Raw genomic sequence first — 16,865 nt, forward strand, 5'->3', positions numbered from 1 at the left:
ACGGGCGTACGGCACGGGAGAAGAAAGGGGGGAAAGCATTGGTAAAGGAATTGAGTCATTCTTGACCGAATACGGGGAAAACGGGTGTGCCGCGACACTCGCCAGGCGGATGCGCGGGAGCCGAAAGCGTTCTACCATCGGGTCATGTACATAGCCCTGCTGACCTATACGGCGCCCGAAACAGAAGTCGACTACGCGCTGCCGGACCATTCTGACTGGTTGCGCAAACAATTCGCGAAGGGGGTCTTCCTCGTTTCCGGAAAGGGGAACGGCGCGGCCGACCAGGTGATCCTCACGCGGTCGGTGCTGCGCGGCAAGCTCGACGCGGTGCTCGCCAGCGACCCGTTCGTCGTCCAGCGGCTCGCCCGCTACGAAGTCATCGAATTCACCGCCACGCGCACCGCGCAGGAGCTGCTGGCGATCAACGAGGCCATCGCCTCCTGAGGAGTTCCGCCAGGGTCGGGTGGCCCGGCGCCGAGGCCCTGCCACCTGCCTGCGAAAACCGCGCACCTGCCGGCTCGCTTATGATCGCGAGGACGGACGTCCAGCAGGGAGAGCGCGATGAAAACCCCCGACCTCGTCTTCCGGGGCCGCCGGTTGAGCCGTGACCGCGCACTGGTGCTGGCCGCGATCCAGGTGCTCCCGGAGCCCGACGCGGCGCGGGAGGCGGTCGTGAGCGCCGTCGAGGACGGCGCCGACCTCGTGGGTTTCGCCGGAACCGGCGTCGAGCCCCTGATCTCGTGGGCGCGGGACAAGTTCCCCGATCTCTTCCTGGCCGTCGACACCGCGGACGCCTCGGTCGCCGCCGGCGGCTGCGAGGCCGGCGCGGACCTGATCATCGCGCGTGCCGACCTCACCGACGTCGCGGCGAGGTTCGGCGCCGGCTACGCCGGCCCTTCGGCGGCCGGCCTGCCCGGGTTCGTCCTGGACGTCGGCGTGCTGCGGTCGGCGCCGTCGCTGCCCGAAGACGTCCCGGTGCTGGTGGAAGCGGCAGGCGACGGTACCCCGGCCGGCTTGGCGCTGGCGGCGCTCGCGGCGTCGGCGGGCGCGGCGATCATCCGGACCCGGCACGTGCGCGCCACGAGGCACGTCGCCGAAATGGCAGCGAGCATCGCGGGCACGCGCCCGCCGTCGAAGGCGGTCCGATGGGAGTGATCCGGCAGATCTGGCCGGTCGAGCGCGGCCTCGACGACCACGACCTGGAGCAGCTGTACCGCTACCCGGACGGCCCGCGCTGGGTCGCGGTCAACTTCGTGTCCAGCGCGGACGGGGCGGTTTCGGTCGAAGGCCGGTCGGCGAGCCTGTCGACCCCGGCCGACCGGATCGTCTACCGGCTGGGCAACGACCTCGCCGACGTCGTCCTGGTGGGCGCGGGCACGGCGATGGCGGAGGGCTTCGAGGGCCTGCGCCCCGACGAGCGCACGGCCGAGCGGCGCCGCCGGTTCGGCCTGGCCCCGATCGCCCCGGTCGCGGTGGTGACGACCGGGCGGTCGCTGCCCCCGGACGCCCCGGTGATCACGAAGGCGGCGGTCCCGACGCTGGTGTTCACGTCCGAGGCAGCGCCTTCGTCGCTGCGGGAGGAGTGGGCGGCGAACGGGGCGCGGGTGTTCACGGCGGGCTCGACGGGCGTTTCGGCCGCGCAGGTGGTCGAGACGCTGGCGGCCGAAGGACTGCGCCGCATCGACTGCGAGGGCGGGCCCCGGCTGTTCGGCTCGCTGATCGAGGCGGGCGTCGTCGACGAGTTCCGCCTGACGGTCGCGCCGTTCCTGGTGGCGGGAGCGGCGAGCCGGGCGGCGGCCGGCGCCGCGATCGATCCCGCGTCGCTCGAGCTGGCTTCGGTGCTCACGGACGGCGCCAGCGTGCTGCTGCGGTACCTCAGCCCGCGGTAGGCAGCCGGTCGCGGCGGCGGGTCAGAGACGTTGTCTCGGCGGTGTTGCCCGCCAGTTCGATGGCCTTGTCGTACGCCGCGCGGGCTTCGGCGCCGCGGCCCAGCCGGCGCAGCAGGTCGGCGCGGGTGGCGTGGAACGGGTGGTAGCCGGCCAGCCGGGGCTCGAGCTCTTCGACCACCGCCAGCGCCACCTGCGGGCCGTCGAGCTCGGCGACCGCGATGGCGCGGTTGAGCGCGACGATCGGCGAAGCGTCGACGCGGACCAGCTGGTCGTAGAGGGCGAGGACCTGCGCCCAGTCCGTGTCGCGCATGTCGGGAGCGGAGGTGTGCACGGCGTTGATCGCGGCCAGGATCTGGTAGCGGCCCGGCGCCACGCCACTGGCGAGGCGCTCGCGCACCAGCCGGTGGCCCTCGGCGATCCGCTCCGTGTCCCAGGCCCCGCGGTCCTGCTCGTCGAGCGCGACCAGTTCGCCGCCCGCCGAAATCCGGGCGGGGCGGCGGGCCTCGGTGAGCAGCATCAGCGCCAGCAGGCCGGTCACCTCGCCGTCGTCCGGGAGGAGGGCGTGGATCAGGCGGGCGAGCCGGATCGCCTCGGTGGTCAGGTCGTGCCGCACCGGATCGGTGTCCGGGCCGGTGGCCAGGTAGCCCTCGTTGAACACGAGGAACAGGACGGTCAGCACCCCGGAGACGCGGGCCGGCAGGTCCCCGGCCGACGGCACCCGGTAGGGGATGCGGGCCGCCTTGATCTTGGCCTTCGCGCGGGTGATCCGCTGGCCCATGGTGGCCTCGGCGACCAGGAAGGCACGCGCGATCTCGGGCACGGTCAGGCCGCCGACCATGCGCAGCGTCAACGCCACGCGGGCTTCCGGCGACAGTGCGGGGTGGCAGCAGGTGAACACCAGCCGGAGCCGGTCGTCGTCGATGGCGCCGAGGGGTTCGGGCGGGTCGTCGTCGCGCACCAGCCCCGCCTCCTTCTGCTTGTCGTCGCGCTTGCTCTCGCGCCGGATCCGGTCGATGGCCTTGCGCTGGGCGGTGGTGGTCAGCCAGGCACCCGGGTTCGGGGGCACGCCGTCGGCGGGCCACCGTTCGACGGCGATCGCGAACGCCTCGGCGGCCGCCTCCTCGGCGACGTCGAGGTCACCGAAGCGCCTGGTCAGAGCGGCGACCACGCGGGCCCACTCGGCGTGGTGGGCCCGCGTGACCGCTTCCGCGACGTCGTTCACCGGAATGGCCGGACCTCGATCCGGCGATCGCAGACCTTCGACGCCTCGGCGGCGAGCTCGAGCGCGATGTCCAGATCGGGGGCCTCCCACACCCAGACGCCGGCGAGGTACTCCTTGGACTCCAGGAAGGGCCCGTCGGTGACGACCGCCTGGTCGCCCCGGTTGTCGACGACGGTGGCCGCGTCGGTGTCGGCGAGCCCGCCCGCGAAGACCCAGTAGCCGCCGGCGATCAGCCGGTCGTTGAACTCGCTGATCAGGGGCTCGCGGTCGGTGCTGCCGGGGTCTTCCTTGTCGTCGATGACGGAAACCAGGTAGCGCATGCTCGTTCTCCTGTTTCAGGCCGTCGCGTACTGCGGGCGTCCGGCCGGCCGGTGGACCTGGATCGTCACGCCGTTGGTGTCGACTCGCGAGTCAACCAGGTCGAGCGCGAGGTCCGGGCCGGTTTCGGGGAACAGCCGCGTGCCCTGACCGACGACCACCGGGACCACGATCAGCGTCATCTCGTCGACCAGGTCGTTCGCCAGCAGCCACCGGACCAGGGTGCCACTGCCGTGCACCTGCAGCTCACCGCCGGGCTTCGCCTTCAGCTCCTTGATCGCCGCGACGAGGTCGCCGCCGAGCGCGGTGGAGTTCTCCCAGGCCGGCGAGGTGAGGGTGGTCGAGGCGACGTACTTGGGGGCGGCGTTCAGGGCGGCGCCGATGGGGTGGGTTTTCCGGGGGCCCCAGGCGGCGGCGAACAGCTCGTAGGTGCGGCGGCCGAAGAGGAACGCGTCGGCGTCCTGGTAGGTCTGGTCGATGAAGGCCCGGGTCTCGTCGTCGCCCTTCCCCAGGGCCCAGCCGCCGCGGTCGAACCCGTTCCGGCGGTCCTCGTCGGACGCGCCGCCGTTGCCCTGCACGACTCCGTCGAGGGTCAGCTGGGTCATGGTGGTCAGCTTCATCGGGGCTCCTTGTCTTCGGCGCGGCCCCCGGTTTCGGGCGGCCTCACCCCTGCTACGAACGCCCTACTCCGGATCCGACAGGCTCTTCGAAGATTTTTCCGGCGGTCCCGGCCGACCGCGGTTGGCGTTGAAACGCGCCTTCTTCTGCCGGTTCCCGCACGTGTTCATGTCGCACCACCGGCGGGTGCGGCTCTGGCTGGTGTCGAAGAACGCGGCCCGGCAGGTCGGCGACGCGCACAAGGCCAGCTTCCCGTCCCGTTCGCCCGCGATGATGCTGATCGCGTCCGCGGCGATCACGCCAAGGGCGTCTTCCACACAGGACGCCGAGCTGAGCTGCCAGCGCCGCTCGCCGCCGGGGGTCAGGACGGCCGCGGCGTGGCCTCCGGTGCTGCGGTCGTTGATGACCCGGACCGCCGCCGCGGGGAGCGGGTGCTGGGTCGCGGCCGCGGTCGCGGCGACGTGGATCGCTTCCCGCAGCTCCCGGGCGAGTTCGAGCTGGGCGGGGGTGCAGGACGCCACGGCCAGGCCGTTCACCGCCAGCCAGTCGGCCAGCCGGTGCGGGGTGGGAATGCGTTCCACGGGGTTGCCCCGGCGCTCCGACAGCGTCCCGGTGAAGCTCGTCGCCAGCACGCTACCCAGCCGGAAGCCGGGAAACTCCGAACGCATGGAACCACCTTAGCAGGTTGCTCTGGGCCGCCGAGGCATGTTAGAACCGTCTAAGACGGTTCCGCGACAGCCAGGAGGTCCCATGTCCGACGTGCACGCATTCGCCGCCCACGCGACCGACGCCGACCTCGACGACCTGCGCGCCCGGCTGGCCGCGGCGCGGCTGCCGGAGGCGGAGACGGTCCGGCGGCGGTGGGAACAGGGCGTTCCCCTCGCGGACCTCGTCGAGCTCGTGGAGTACTGGCGCACCGGGTACGACTGGCGGGCGTTCGAAGCGCGCCTCGACCGGATCGGGCAGTTCCGCACGACCATCGACGGTCTGGGAATCCACTTCCTGCACCGCCGTTCGGCGCGCGCGGACGCCACGCCCCTCCTCTTGACGCACGGCTGGCCGGGCAGCGTCGCCGAGTTCGTCGACGTGCTCGACGAGCTGGCGGATCCGGCGGACGCGGACGCGCCGGCGTTCCACGTGGTCGCCCCTTCGTTGCCGGGCTTCGGTTTCAGCGACAAGCCGGCCACCACGGGGTGGGGGACGGAGAAGATCGCGGCCGCTTGGGCCGAACTGATGGGACGGCTCGGCTACGACGAGTTCGTGGCCCACGGCGGCGACTGGGGAGGCGTGATCACCACGATCCTCGGCGGCCGGTACCCGGAGCGGGTGCTCGGCATCCACACGACGACCGCGCAGGCACCGCCGGGGTTGAGCACCGACGGACTGACGGCGGCCGAGCGCCGGTGGACCGAAGAAACCCGCGATTTCTGGATCGACCGAGCGGCGTACGCGAAGCAGCAGGCGACCCGGCCGCAGACCATCGGCTACTCGCTCGTCGACTCGCCGGTCGGGCTGCTCGCCTGGATCCTCGACAAGTTCGCCGAGTGGACGGACACTGCGGACAGTCCATTCGAGACGATCTCCCGGGACCGGCTCCTCGACGACGTCACCTTGTACTGGCTGACGCGCACGGGCGCGTCGGCCGCCCGGATCTACTACGAGAGCCACGATTCGCTCGACCCCGGGCTCCGGGTCGACGTCCCGGCGGCGATCAGTGTCTATCCACGGGACATCGAGAAGTGCCCGCGCCCCTGGACCCAGGAGCGATTCCGCCGGATCGTCCACTGGGGATCGCCGGAAACCGGGGGACACTTCCCGTCGCTGGAGGTGCCGGGGTATTTCGTCGAAGATCTGCGTGCGGGTCTCTCGGCCGTGCTGGCGGTGAGCGTGCCGCGTGCGGGCTGACGGGGTGGACATCGGAGCTGCCGGCGCACGGCTGGTCAGCCGGTTCGGTCCCGCGGCCGGGGTGTGGATCGGCGAAGTCCCGGCCCTCGCGGCGCGGCTGGCTTCACGGTGGGGCCTCGTGCTCGGCGAACCCTTCGACGGCGGGGCGTCCTCCGTCGTCCTGCGGTGCCGGTGGCCGGACGGGTCGCCCGCGGTGCTCAAGCTCAGCCCGGATCGGGCGCTGCTGACCAGGCAGCGGGAGATGCTGCACGTCTTCGCGGCGTCGGGCCGGGTGCCCGCCGTGCTGGCCGCGGACGCGGAGGCCGGGGCCATGGTGCTGGAAGAAGTCCGGCCCGGCACCGAGGCCGCAGACCTGCCGCCGGCGTCGTTGCCGCGGCAGTGGGGTGAGCTGCTCGCCGCGCTGCACGCCGTCGCCGCGCCCGCGGGCTGGCCGTGGGACCTGCGCGGCCGGTTCGGCGAAGCCTTCGCCCGGATCGGCCGGCGGCTGGCCGAACCGGCCATCGCCGCGCGGATCGGCACCGGCGCGTGGCAGCGGGCGATGCGGCGGTGCGAGACGCTGCTGGACACCCAGACCACGGTCGTGTTGCTGCACGGCGATCTGCACCTCGGCAACGTCCTCGACGGCGGCCCGGCACGGGGCCTGGTCGCGATCGATCCCAAGGCGTGCGTCGGCGATCCGTGCTTCGACGCCGTCGACTACGTCGTGGCGGGTGCCGGGCAGGAGGGTGTCGAGGCGCGGTGCCGGCGGGTGGCGGCCGCGTGCGGCCTCGACGGGGACCGGCTCCACGCGTGGAGCCGCGTGATCGCCCCCATGTTCGCGATCGCCCACCTCACCCACGGCGGTCCGGAGCCGGCGATCGACGAACTGCTCGCCCTGTCCCGGTGACCGCCGCTCAGAACAGGGTCGCGGGCTCGACCGGCTCCGGCTCGGGCAGCGCGTCGAGGCCGGGCACCAGCGCTCGTACACCGGCGTGGAAGCGGCGGGCCAGCGCCGGTGCGTCGTCGTTGTCCGGGGTGTGCACGAACACCGTCGGCGTGCGGCCCTCGCGCAGCCAGCCGGCCACCACCTCGGTCCACGGCTGCCACCCCTCGACCGTCTCCTCGACCGAGTCCCGGCCCAGGTAGCGGACGATCGGCTGGTCGGTCAGCGCCCGGGTTCGCCGCGGCAGCCGGGGTTTCCTGGCCCACGCGTCTTGCTCGGCCGCACTGGTCGGCGGGCTCCGGAAGAAGACCGTGGTGTCGAACGGCACCCATTCGGCGTCCGCGGCGGCGAGCGTCCGCTCCAGCCGCGACGTCGAGCCGGCGTCGGTGAAGAACCCGGGGTGGCGCACCTCCACCGCGCGCCTGCGGCCGGCCGGGAGCCGCCGCAGGAAGCGGCCGAGGGCATCGACGTCCGACGGGCCGAACGAGCCGGGCAGCTGGGTCCACAGGACCGCCCGGTCGCCGAGCGGGTCGAGCGCGGCCAGGAACGCGCGCATCTCGGCCTCGACCCCGGCGAACCGGCGTTCGTGCGTGACGGCTTTGGGCACCTTGACCACGAACCGGAAATCGGGGCCGGTCTGCTGCGCCCAGCTTTCGACGGTGGCCCGGGCGGGAGTCGCGTAGAAGGTGGTGTTGCCTTCGACGGCGTTGCACCAGCCGGCGTAGGCCCGCAGGCGCTCCTTGGCCGGCAGCGACTGCGGCAGGAACTTTCCGGGCCACGCCTTGTGCGTCCACATCGCACAGCCGACGTGAAGAACGGAAGCGCCCATCACAGCAGCCTGCGGAAGTGTTGCGCCATCTCGAGTTTTCGCGCCTCTTCCCGGGTCACCCAAGCGAAGTCGTCGTGTTCCTCCGGGTTGAGCACCACGTCTCCCGCGCCGTCCTCCTCCACCGTGTAGACGAAACCGTGGATCTCCATCGCGCGCCCCGCCACGTCCGGCCACGCGGTGCGGGACAGCTCGCCCGTCACCTGGACCTTCAACCCCGTCTCCTCCACCACTTCCCGGATCGCCGCCGCCTCGAAGTCCTCGTCCGGCTCGACCGTGCCGCCGGGCAGCTCCCACCTCCCCGAGAGGAACACGCCCGGTGCGCGCCGGAGGAACAGCACCCGGTCGCCGCGGGCTATCCAGCAGTAGGCCAGGTACTTGGTCTCCGTCATGCGCCCGATTCTCGCTCAGTTGGTCTTCGACGTCGGCAGGTGGGCGCCGAGGTACCCGACGTACACCGTGCCCGTGCGGTCGGTGTCGTCGAGGAAGTGCAGCCGCGGCGCCGGCGCCTTGAAGCGCTCCAGGGCGATGTGGGCGCCGAAGTAGTCGCGGCCCGCCGGGTTCGTCCGCGGGTCGACGCGGAAGGTGCGCGCCTGGCGGAGCCGCTCGTTCGTGGTCACCGTGTCCGACTCCGCCAGGGCGATGATGTTGGCGCTGATCAGCGAACCCGGCTGGCCGGTGCGGGCGAACGCGAGCACGTCCGACAGCTCGGGCCCGGGGTCCTGGCCGGCGTCGAGCAACGTCGTCCGCGCGCACGCGTACGCGTCGAGGGTGCGCAGCGCGTCCCACGCCTTCCGGCGCCACGCCGTGGCTTTCGGGTGGTGGTCGAGGATCGCGGCGGGTGCCGGCTCGGCCGTGATCGCGAGGTGCTTGAGCGTCGCCGCCGCGGCGCCGATCAGCTCGGCGAAGCTCGGGAACTCCTCGGGCGGCCGCTCGGCGGCGGCGACCTCGTCGTCGGCGTCGTGGTAGCGGGCCAGCGTGCCCGCCAGCAACCCGTTCACGCGTCTGAGCTCGTCGCGCTCGGCCTCCGTCTCCTCGAACGCGCGGGCGTAGTCGTCCACCGTCCCCTGCAGCTGCGCGAGCTGCGTCCGCAGGCCCGCGACGTCGGCCGCGGACAGTTCTTCGAGACGGCGGCGGAGCGCCTTCGCCTCGCCCGCGTGCCGATCGCGCTCCTCGGCGTCGGCCTTCGCCTTCTTGCGCAGGATCGTGATCACGCCCCGCGCCTCGGCCAGCTCGCGCTCGGCGCGGCTCAGCTTTTCGGTCAGCTCGGCGTCCGGTTCCCGGTCCGGCGTGTCGAACGGATCGGCGGCGTACCAGGCCCGCACGCTCGGCACCTCGGCCCATTCCTCGGGCAGCGCCGTCCGGCCGCGCGTCTGCAAAAGCCGCGTGATCGCGCCCTGCAACGCCTCGCCGGACACCGGGCTCGCGGTCTCGACGAAGTCCGGGAGCTGGTCGCACGGCGGCGCGTACAGCCGCGCGCCCTGCGGCACCTCGTAGCCGAGCGGCACGTGCTCGTTGAGCGCCCGGCGGAAGCGGTCGTCGACGTCGAACACGTTGACCAGGCCGGGCCAGCCGTCGACCGGGACCGTCGGCGGCTCGGTGAGCACCAGCACCGCCGACGTCCGCCAGTCCGCCACCAGTGCCTCGCCCAGCAGTTCCGCGACGCGGTCGCACTCCTTGCGAGACCACCCGCGCATCGCGAGAACCGGTGCCTCGATCGGGATTTCGTCGCTCCCGCTCGCGCCGAGCTCTTCGAGCCCGATCCGCTGCGCCGGCGCTTCGTGGCAGCTGCGCCACGGCCGCGTGCACGCGGCGGCCAGCAGCCACGCGACGCGGTCTTCGCCGGCGTGGTAGCACAGGGAAAGCAATACCTGAACGGAGTAGCGGCCTCGATCGTCGGTCCAGCCGAACTTGAGGTCGCACCGGCGCGATCCGCCGTCGTCGGACGAGCCGAGGTCGGCGACCGTGTAGTCCTCGTGCTGCCGCTGGCGGGTGATCAGCCTGCTGCGCAACGCGTCCAGTGGGCGTTTCCCCTCGGTGGGGACCAGTCCGTGGTGCCAGATCCGGTGCACCCCCACAGGACTCAACTCCGTTCGCCGGAAACAGGACCTCAGGCGAACATAGCGGATCCTGTGACCGGACGAACGCGGGGCGTCACGTCAGGTACGCGTCCAGAGGCAGAAGGGATGCCCGGCCGGGTCGAAGCAGACGCGGACGTCTTCCTGGGGCTGGAAGTCCGCGACGACGGCGCCCGCGGCGGTCGCTTCCGCCGTCGCCGCGGCGAGGTCGTCGACCTCGATGTCGAGGTGCAGCTGCATCTGCTGGGCGCCGCCGGCCGGCGGCCACACCGGCGCGATGTGGTCGCGCTCGAGCTGGAAGGACAGCCCCGCGCCGCCGTCGTCCGGGCGCAGCGTCACCCACTCCGGCTCGTCGGTCCTGATCGGCCAGCCGAGCAGCTTCGAGTAGAACCCGGCGAGGGCACGCGGTTCCGGCGCGCCGAGCACGGTGGAGGTCAGCTTCATGGTCCGGTGGTACCCGCCGGGCCGGGTCTTCTACCGGAGGGGCCCCGGCCGCGTGTCGAAGTAGGCGACGGGCGGCCCGACGCCGCGCCACGACGTCGTCGCGAACACCGCGGCCCCCGACAACGCGAGCAGCGCGGTGAGGACGGCGAGCGTGGCGCCGATCCGGCCCGGCCCGGGCCGCGTGCGCGCACCGGCGCAGACGCCGAAGACCAAGGCCAGCACGCTGATCGGCAGCAGCGCGAACCACAGCGCGCCGAGGACGAGCACGAAGGCCTGCGAGACCCAGGAGAACGTCCACGCGGTCACGACCGGCGGGCGGACGACCAGCCAGGCCGCCCAGGTCGCGACGGCCAGCGTGAGCCCGGACGCGCCGATGGCGAGCGACGCGATCGTGAGGCCGCGGCCGGGCCGCGTGGTTTCGGTCGGTTCCCCCATGCCGGGAACATCCCGGCCCGGCGTCCCGGTGTTGCGCGGAATACCGCGCGGGCGCGCGGGTTGACTCCTGGCACAGGCTGAAGATCACTGAGGGAGCCACCATGTCGTCCGAGCACATCCAGGGAACCGTCGCCGACGGGTTCGAGTCCGTCCGCGAGGAGTTCGCCGCCGTCGCGGCCGGCGAGGGCGGTGACTACGCCGCCCAGCTCGTCGCGCACGTCGACGGCGAGCGCGTCGTCGACCTGTGGACGGGCCCCGAAATGACGGCCGACTCGCTGACCGGCGTCTTCTCCTCGACGAAGGGCGCGGCGCACCTGGTCGTCGCGCTGCTCGTCCAGGACGGCGTGCTCGACCTCGACCAGCGGGTCAGCCACTACTGGCCGGAGTTCGGCGCGGCGGGCAAGGCCGCGATCACGCTGCGGGAGCTGCTCGCGCACCGGGCCGGCGTCGTGGGCGCGGACGGGGGCTTCACGGCGGAGGAGCTCGCCGACGACCGCGTGATCGCCGAGCGGCTCGCCCCGCAGCGCCCGTACTGGCGGCCGGGCACGCAGTTCGGCTACCACGCGCTGGTGATCGGCGCCCTGACCGGCGAGGTCGTCCGCCGCGTGACCGGCCGCAGCATCCAGGAGCACTACGAAGAGCGCGTCCGCAAGCCGTTCGGGCTGGACTTCTACCTCGGGCTGCCGGAGGAGCTGGAGCCCCGGTTCCTGACGACGCAGCCGATGCTGCCGACGCCGGAGCAGCTGGCCGAGCTGGAGGCCGGCGCGACGGGCGCGGACAGCATCACGGGCATCGCGTTCAACCGCAACCACCCGAAGGCGCCGGAGCTCTGGGACCTCCCGAACATCAAGGTGGTCCGGCAGCTGAGCCCGGCTTCGGTGGGCGGCGTGGCCTCGGCGCGTGGCCTGGCGGGCATGTACGTGGCGGCGACCGAGCTGCTCAACCCCGAGACGGCGGCGGAGTTCGCCCAGATCCACTCGGTGGGGGACGACCTGGCGACCCGTAACCACAACGCGTTCGGCCTCGGGTTCGCGGTCGTGTCGGACGACTACCCGGTGCTGGGCCAGGGGGCGTTCGGCCACAGCGGCGCGGCGGGGTCCCAGGCGTTCGCCGACCCCCGCAGCGGGCTGGCCTACGGGTACAACCGCCGCCGGTTCGCGTTCCCGGGCGGAGCCGCCCCGGAGAACGTGCGGCTGGTGGGCGCGATCCACGGAGCGGTGACGGAGCGGCGGTCCACAAAGGACTGACGGGGGATCGCTCTCCGTGCCCGGGCGATCACCTGGTGCCGGACGGCCCGCGCGGCCGTTCGGCCACCTGGTCCGATGCACGTCCATCGTGGACGTCGTTACAGAGTTCACTCGTTAGGACGGTGCGGTCGGGACGTTTGACCTGATCACGGGGGTCGCTCTGACTTTCAGTAGCGAAAACCCTCCCGATCATTGCTCCGTTGTGGAACTATTGGGCCGTTCGCGGGGAGAGGGCCCCGCGAGGGGGGACTCACCGTCACGGCGAGCGGCCCCATGCAGATCCCCAGGGGAGAGGAGATCGACCATGTCGACGCCCACGGACACCAAGCCCGAAGAAACCCCGGAGCCGGTCGAGAAGGCCGGCCCGGTGGTCCCGCACCCGGAGCCCGACGAGTTCGGCTGGGTGCACGTCGACCACCCGCCGCTCAAGGACGGCCCGATCATGACGCCGGACTGCGGCAACCCGTGCTACCAGGTGGTCAAGCCCTGACCTTCACCGATTCGTGATCGCCCGCCTGCCGATCTTCGCCTGGCAGGCGGGCTTCTTTCTGCGACTTGCTGTGATGTCATAGGAGTGTGCCTGTGACGAACCTGGACCCGACCGAAGTCATCGAGACGGTCCGTGCTCTTCAGCGCCAAGCTGCCGAGGGGTCCTGCCTGAAGCACTACCGGGAGGGAGTCCGGTTGCTTCGCCGCGGTATGACGATGCTGGACTCGATCCACCCCGTGGCCCCGGAGCACCGGACCGACTGGCTGGTCACCCGGATCCGGCTGGCCAGCCTGATGGCCGCGCTGTCCTCCGAGATCAGCGGGGACCTCGCGGCCGGTCTCGCGGGGCTCGACGACGTGCGGCTCCTCATCAACGCGGTACCGGACGACGTCCTCCAAGCCGAGCTGAACGGCGCGCTCAACCACAACTACGCGGCCCGCCTGATGAGCGTGGGCCGCAACGAGGAGAGCCTGGTTTCGTTCGACATCTCGGTCGAGCACCAGGAGTACCGGCTGGCCAACGGCCCGGCGCCGGAGACGAGGATGGGCGCTTTCGTCCAGACCCTCTCGTCGCGGGCGTGGGTGCAGATCCGGCTCGGCAACGTGCGCCAGGCCCAGGAAGACCTCAACCGTTCGCTCGAGCTCGCCGAGAAGTACGAGCTCCGCACGGTCGCCGCCGACATGCGGCGCACCATGGGCATGCTCGCGCTGCGCACCGGTGACGTGCCCGAGGCGCTCCGGCTGTACGAGGTGGCCGAGCGCAGCTACCGCGCGCTGGAGCTGGACGTTCCCGAGGGCCTGCGGTTCGAGCAGGCGGAAGCGCTGCTGGCGGCCGGGCTCGCCGAGGAGGCGGGTGCGCACCTGGACGAGGTGCTGCCCAAGCTGCTCGCCGAGCAGAGCATCACCCGCGAGGTGGCGCGTGCGGAGCAGTACCGCGCCTCGGCGGCGTTGATGACCGACGAGATCGAGCTGGCGCGCCAGATGGCGGACTCCGCGCGCCGCAAGATGCTGCGGGTCGGCTGCCAGACCTGCATCGCGAACGCCACGCTGACCGGCCTGCAAGCCGACGCGCGGGACGCGCTGCGCTCCGGGACCGTCCCCAGCGCCCTGCCGACCCGTGCGCTGCGGCTGGCGGACAAGATGCCGGCAGCGCAGCTGGCCGACCAGGCCGCCACCGCGCGGATGCTCGCCGTCCGTCTCGACATCCGCCGCGGGAACCTCAAGCGGGCCGTCGAGACCCTCGACAAGGTTCCCCGCCCCGGGCAGCTGACCCCCATCGACTACCGGATGCTGCGCCGCCTCTGCCGGGCCGAACTCGCCGTCGCACAGGGGAGCCGGGCCAAGGCCCTCACCGAAATCCGGTCCGGGCTCACCGAACTCGACGCCGTGCGCGACCGGATGGGCGGGCTGGACCTCGTCTCCGGGACCGCCCTGCACGGCCAGGAGCTCGCCGATCTCGCCGTCAAGCTCGTGCTCGAACGCAATGACGCCCGGCGCCTCTTCGTCTGGCTCGAGCGCACCCGCGCGCAGACCTACCGGTACGAACCGCTGTCGGCCGGGACCGATCCCGAGCTCGCCGCGCGGGTCGCCGAGGTGCGGGGCCTCGGGCAGGCCATCCAGGAGGCCCAGCACGACGGGCACCCCATCGCCGGCCTGCGCGCCAAGTACAACGAACGCCTCCGCGAGGCCCAGCGGCTCGGCTGGCACACCGGGCGGTGGGGGCGGCCGCGGCCGGTCGCCGCGCTCAACGAGGTCTTCGAGCGGCTCGGCGACCGGGCCATGGTCAGCTTCGCCGCTTCCGGGGACGAGCTCGTCGCCGTCGTCGTGGCCGGGGGTGAGTGCCGGCTCGTGCGGCTCGGGTCCGCCGGGGCCGCCGCCGAGTCCGCGCGCGTGCTCAACGTCGACCTCGACGCCCTCGCCCCCGACAACCTGCCCGAACGGCTGGCCGAGGTCGTCATGGCCTCGGCGCGCAAGCAGGCCGACAAGCTCGACACCCAGCTCATCCGGCCGCTGGCCGGCACGATCGGCGACCGCGAGCTGGTCATCGTCCCGACCGGGCCGCTCTACGCCGTGCCGTGGGGCGTCCTGCCCGGGCTGCGGGGACGGCCCACCGTCGTCGCGCCGTCGGCGACCGCGTGGCTCGCCGCCGAGCTGACGAAGTCGCCGCGCGCCCGCAAGATCGTGCTCGTGCGCGGGCCCGGCCTGGCCGGCGCGCGGGGTGAGCTGGAAAAGCTCACCACGCACTACCGCACCGCGACGACGATGACCGGTGCCAAGGCGACCGTGAAGTCGGTGCTGCGCGCGATGGACGGCGCCAAGCTCGCCCACTTCGCCGCGCACGGCGCGCACGAGCCGGAGAACGCGCTGTTCTCGCGGCTCGAACTCGCCGACGGCGCCCTCTTCGGGCACGAGATGGCCGGGCTGCGGCAGCCGCCGCGGCAGGTCGTCTTCGCCGCGTGCGAGCTCGCGCTCAACCGCATCCGGCCCGGCGACGAGGCACTCGGCTTCGCCAGCGCGTTGCTCGCCAGCGGTTCCCGCACGGTCATCGCGCCGCTGTCGCGCGTCGGCGACCTGGCCTCGGCGGCCGCGATGGACGACTACTACCGGGCGCTGGCCGTCCGCGACAGCCCCGCGCTGGCGCTGGCCGACGCGATCGCCGTCGACCCGTTCCGGCGCCCGTTCGTCTGCCTGGGCTCAGGCTGACGACGCCGGCGGTGACCACACCAGCCGCGGATCGGTTTGCACGAAGCTGCCGAGCAGGTGGTCGACGCGGGTCAGGACGTCGAGGTCCAGCCGGACACCGGCGGCCTTCGCGTTCTCGGTGACCTGCTCCGGCGTGCTCGCGCCGACGACCGCCGACGCCACCGTCTCGTGCTGCAGCGTCCACGCCAGCGCGAGCTGCGCCAGCGTCAGCCCCACGTCGTCCGCGACGCCGCGCAGCAGCTCGACCCGGTCCAGCAGCTCCGGTATCAGCAGCGGCCGCGTGGCGGGCTTCCCGGCCGCGCGCGAGCCCGCCGGGACGCGCCCGTCCCGGTACTTGCCGGTCAGCACGCCCTGCGCCAGCGGCACCGACGCGAACTGCCCGAGGCCGATCCGCTCGCCCACCGGCATCACCTGCGCCTCGGCCACCCGCCACAGCATCGAGTAGTGCGGCTGGTTGCTGATCAGCGGGACGTCGTACCGCTCGGCCGCTTCGCGGGCCTGCAGCAGCTGCTCGGCCGTCCACTCCGCCGTGCCGGCGTACCGGATCTTCCCCTGCCGCACCAGATCCGAGAGCGCGAGGAACGTCTCCGCGACCGGGGTCCGGTAGTCGAAGCGCAGCAGCTGGTAGACGTCGACGTGGTCGGTGCGCAGCCGCCGCAGCGAGCCTTCCAGCGACGCGATCACGTGCTTGCGGCTCAGCCCGGCGTCGTTCGGGCCGGGACCTTCGGGCCAGAACACGCCGGTGCACAGTACGAGTTCGTCGCGGCGCACGCCGGTGAACGCCTCGCCGAACGCGGCTTCCGCGGCGCCGCCGTCCCACGCCGCCGCGGTGTGGAACGTCGTGACGCCGGCGTCCAGCGCCGCGGCGACGCAGCCGGGGGCGTCGTGCGTCAGCCAGTTGCCGTAGGCGATCTCGCTCACGGCGAGCCCGCTCGCGCCGATCCTGCGGTACTCCACTGCTCAGCCTCCCTGGACGGCCATCTCGTCGATCCACGCGTCGACCGCGCCGGCCTTGCGCAGGACCGCTTCCCGCACCGAGGCGTGCGGCAGGATCAGGAACTCCTCCGTGCCGAGCCCGGCCACGACCGCCGCGGCGACGTCTTCGGGTTCGAGCAGCGGGGCGGCCGCGGCGATCGCCAGCGCGGCCGGGTGCCCGGCGGCGATGCCGGGTTCGAGCAGCGCCGTGCGGACGCCGAGCGGGCACAGCGCGCTGACCCGCACCCCGCGCGGCCGGTAGGTGATCGCCAGCCACTCGGCGAGGCCGACGGCCGCGTGCTTGGTGACCGAGTACGGCGCGTCGCCGGGGGTGCCGAGCAGGCCGGCGCCGGACGCGGTGATCAGCAGGTACCCCTCGCCGCGCGCGAGCATCGCCGGCAGCACGACCTGCGCGGCGTGGACGTGCTGCATCACGTTGATCTCCCACGACTTCGCCCACTGCTCGTCCGCCGCGTGGACGCCGGTGCCGAAGGCCGCGCCCGCGTTGGCGCAGAACAGGTCCACCTCGCCGAACTCGGCGCGGGCCGCCGCGACCAGCGTCTTCAGGTCCTTTTTGGACGTCGCGTCGGCGGTCAGGGCGACGGCGCGCCCGCCCGCCGCGGTGATCTCGTCCGCCACCCGGCCGGCGCCGGCGGCGTCGACGTCGGACACGACGACCCCCGCCGCGCCTTCCGCGGCGAAGCGGCGGGCCATCGCCGCCCCGATCCCGTGTGCCGCGCCGGTCAGCACGACCACGCGCCCGGTCAGTTCCACAGGGGCTCCCGTATTTTTCG

The 16,865-nt window shown here is 72.8% G+C and carries 19 protein-coding genes; 8 read left to right on the plus strand and 11 right to left on the minus strand.

Features of this window, described 5'->3' with window-relative positions:
* The first annotated feature begins 144 nt into the window (after positions 1 to 144).
* The 3 genes from ACWEVP_RS18440 (at position 145) to ACWEVP_RS18450 (ending at position 1,889) form a co-directional block, all read left to right on the plus strand.
* Positions 145 to 444, plus strand: coding sequence for a YciI family protein (locus ACWEVP_RS18440; RefSeq protein WP_452063736.1), 300 nt, complete (start codon positions 145 to 147; stop codon positions 442 to 444).
* 117 nt (positions 445 to 561) lie between these two features.
* On the plus strand, positions 562 to 1,155 hold the full coding sequence (locus ACWEVP_RS18445; RefSeq protein ID WP_452063737.1) for a dihydropteroate synthase: 594 nt from the start codon (positions 562 to 564) through the stop codon (positions 1,153 to 1,155).
* Positions 1,152 to 1,889 (plus strand): dihydrofolate reductase family protein, encoded by a 738-nt coding sequence (locus ACWEVP_RS18450; RefSeq protein WP_452064003.1) that lies wholly within the window; start codon positions 1,152 to 1,154, stop codon positions 1,887 to 1,889. Before ACWEVP_RS18445 ends, ACWEVP_RS18450 begins: the two co-directional genes overlap by 4 nt.
* Here the strand turns inward: ACWEVP_RS18450 and ACWEVP_RS18455 are convergent.
* The 4 genes from ACWEVP_RS18455 to ACWEVP_RS18470 all read right to left on the minus strand — a co-directional run bounded on the left by ACWEVP_RS18455 (position 1,876) and on the right by ACWEVP_RS18470 (position 4,715).
* The gene (locus ACWEVP_RS18455; protein WP_452063738.1) at positions 1,876 to 3,111 is read right to left on the minus strand and encodes an RNA polymerase sigma factor; all 1,236 of its coding nucleotides are present in this window, start codon (positions 3,109 to 3,111) and stop codon (positions 1,876 to 1,878) included. The genes ACWEVP_RS18450 and ACWEVP_RS18455 overlap by 14 nt on opposite strands.
* Positions 3,108 to 3,431, minus strand: a complete 324-nt coding sequence (locus ACWEVP_RS18460) for a YciI family protein (protein WP_452063739.1) — start codon at positions 3,429 to 3,431, stop codon at positions 3,108 to 3,110. Before ACWEVP_RS18460 ends, ACWEVP_RS18455 begins: the two co-directional genes overlap by 4 nt.
* 15 nt (positions 3,432 to 3,446) lie before the next feature.
* Positions 3,447 to 4,049 carry a dihydrofolate reductase family protein gene (locus ACWEVP_RS18465; protein WP_452063740.1) on the minus strand — a complete coding sequence of 201 codons (603 nt, stop codon included), beginning with the start codon at positions 4,047 to 4,049 and terminating at the stop codon, positions 3,447 to 3,449.
* Between the two features lie 63 nt (positions 4,050 to 4,112).
* The gene (locus ACWEVP_RS18470; RefSeq protein WP_452063741.1) at positions 4,113 to 4,715 is read right to left on the minus strand and encodes a CGNR zinc finger domain-containing protein; all 603 of its coding nucleotides are present in this window, start codon (positions 4,713 to 4,715) and stop codon (positions 4,113 to 4,115) included.
* Positions 4,716 to 4,797: 82 nt separating this feature from the next.
* On the opposite strand from ACWEVP_RS18470, the gene ACWEVP_RS18475 reads away from it, so the two are divergent.
* Positions 4,798 to 5,952, plus strand: coding sequence for an epoxide hydrolase (locus ACWEVP_RS18475; protein WP_452063742.1), 1,155 nt, complete (start codon positions 4,798 to 4,800; stop codon positions 5,950 to 5,952).
* 4 nt (positions 5,953 to 5,956) lie between these two features.
* A complete protein-coding gene (locus ACWEVP_RS18480) occupies positions 5,957 to 6,838 on the plus strand; it encodes an aminoglycoside phosphotransferase family protein (protein WP_452063743.1) in 882 nt (293 codons plus the stop codon).
* Positions 6,839 to 6,845: 7 nt separating this feature from the next.
* Here ACWEVP_RS18480 and ACWEVP_RS18485 read toward each other — a convergent pair whose 3' ends face one another.
* The 5 genes from ACWEVP_RS18485 to ACWEVP_RS18505 form a co-directional block, all read right to left on the minus strand.
* On the minus strand, positions 6,846 to 7,670 hold the full coding sequence (locus ACWEVP_RS18485; RefSeq protein WP_452064004.1) for a DUF72 domain-containing protein: 825 nt from the start codon (positions 7,668 to 7,670) through the stop codon (positions 6,846 to 6,848).
* 32 nt (positions 7,671 to 7,702) lie between these two features.
* Positions 7,703 to 8,092, minus strand: coding sequence for an NUDIX domain-containing protein (locus ACWEVP_RS18490; RefSeq protein ID WP_452063744.1), 390 nt, complete (start codon positions 8,090 to 8,092; stop codon positions 7,703 to 7,705).
* A 15-nt stretch (positions 8,093 to 8,107) separates the two neighbouring features.
* On the minus strand, positions 8,108 to 9,778 hold the full coding sequence (locus ACWEVP_RS18495) for a hypothetical protein (protein ID WP_452063745.1): 1,671 nt from the start codon (positions 9,776 to 9,778) through the stop codon (positions 8,108 to 8,110).
* Between the two features lie 81 nt (positions 9,779 to 9,859).
* A complete protein-coding gene (locus ACWEVP_RS18500; protein WP_452063746.1) occupies positions 9,860 to 10,222 on the minus strand; it encodes a VOC family protein in 363 nt (120 codons plus the stop codon).
* A 30-nt stretch (positions 10,223 to 10,252) separates the two neighbouring features.
* Entirely contained in the window at positions 10,253 to 10,657 is a 405-nt protein-coding gene (locus tag ACWEVP_RS18505) for a hypothetical protein (RefSeq protein WP_452063747.1), read from the minus strand.
* Between the two features lie 101 nt (positions 10,658 to 10,758).
* Between ACWEVP_RS18505 and ACWEVP_RS18510 the strand changes: the two genes are divergently transcribed.
* The 3 genes from ACWEVP_RS18510 (at position 10,759) to ACWEVP_RS18520 (ending at position 15,096) form a co-directional block, all read left to right on the plus strand.
* Positions 10,759 to 11,904, plus strand: coding sequence for a serine hydrolase domain-containing protein (locus tag ACWEVP_RS18510; protein ID WP_452063748.1), 1,146 nt, complete (start codon positions 10,759 to 10,761; stop codon positions 11,902 to 11,904).
* Positions 11,905 to 12,208: 304 nt separating this feature from the next.
* A complete protein-coding gene (locus tag ACWEVP_RS18515) occupies positions 12,209 to 12,394 on the plus strand; it encodes a hypothetical protein (protein WP_452063749.1) in 186 nt (61 codons plus the stop codon).
* Positions 12,395 to 12,486: 92 nt separating this feature from the next.
* Complete coding sequence (locus ACWEVP_RS18520) at positions 12,487 to 15,096, plus strand: CHAT domain-containing protein (protein ID WP_452063750.1); 2,610 nt, start codon at positions 12,487 to 12,489, stop codon at positions 15,094 to 15,096.
* On the opposite strand, the gene ACWEVP_RS18525 is transcribed toward ACWEVP_RS18520, so the two are convergent.
* Positions 15,088 to 16,053, minus strand: a complete 966-nt coding sequence (locus tag ACWEVP_RS18525) for an aldo/keto reductase (protein ID WP_452063751.1) — start codon at positions 16,051 to 16,053, stop codon at positions 15,088 to 15,090. The genes ACWEVP_RS18520 and ACWEVP_RS18525 overlap by 9 nt on opposite strands.
* 3 nt (positions 16,054 to 16,056) lie before the next feature.
* Positions 16,057 to 16,845: an SDR family oxidoreductase gene (locus ACWEVP_RS18530; protein WP_452063752.1), complete on the minus strand. Its 789-nt coding sequence runs from the start codon at positions 16,843 to 16,845 to the stop codon at positions 16,057 to 16,059.
* Positions 16,846 to 16,865: the final 20 nt, after the last annotated feature.

This window comes from Amycolatopsis sp. NPDC003865, assembly GCF_053605345.1.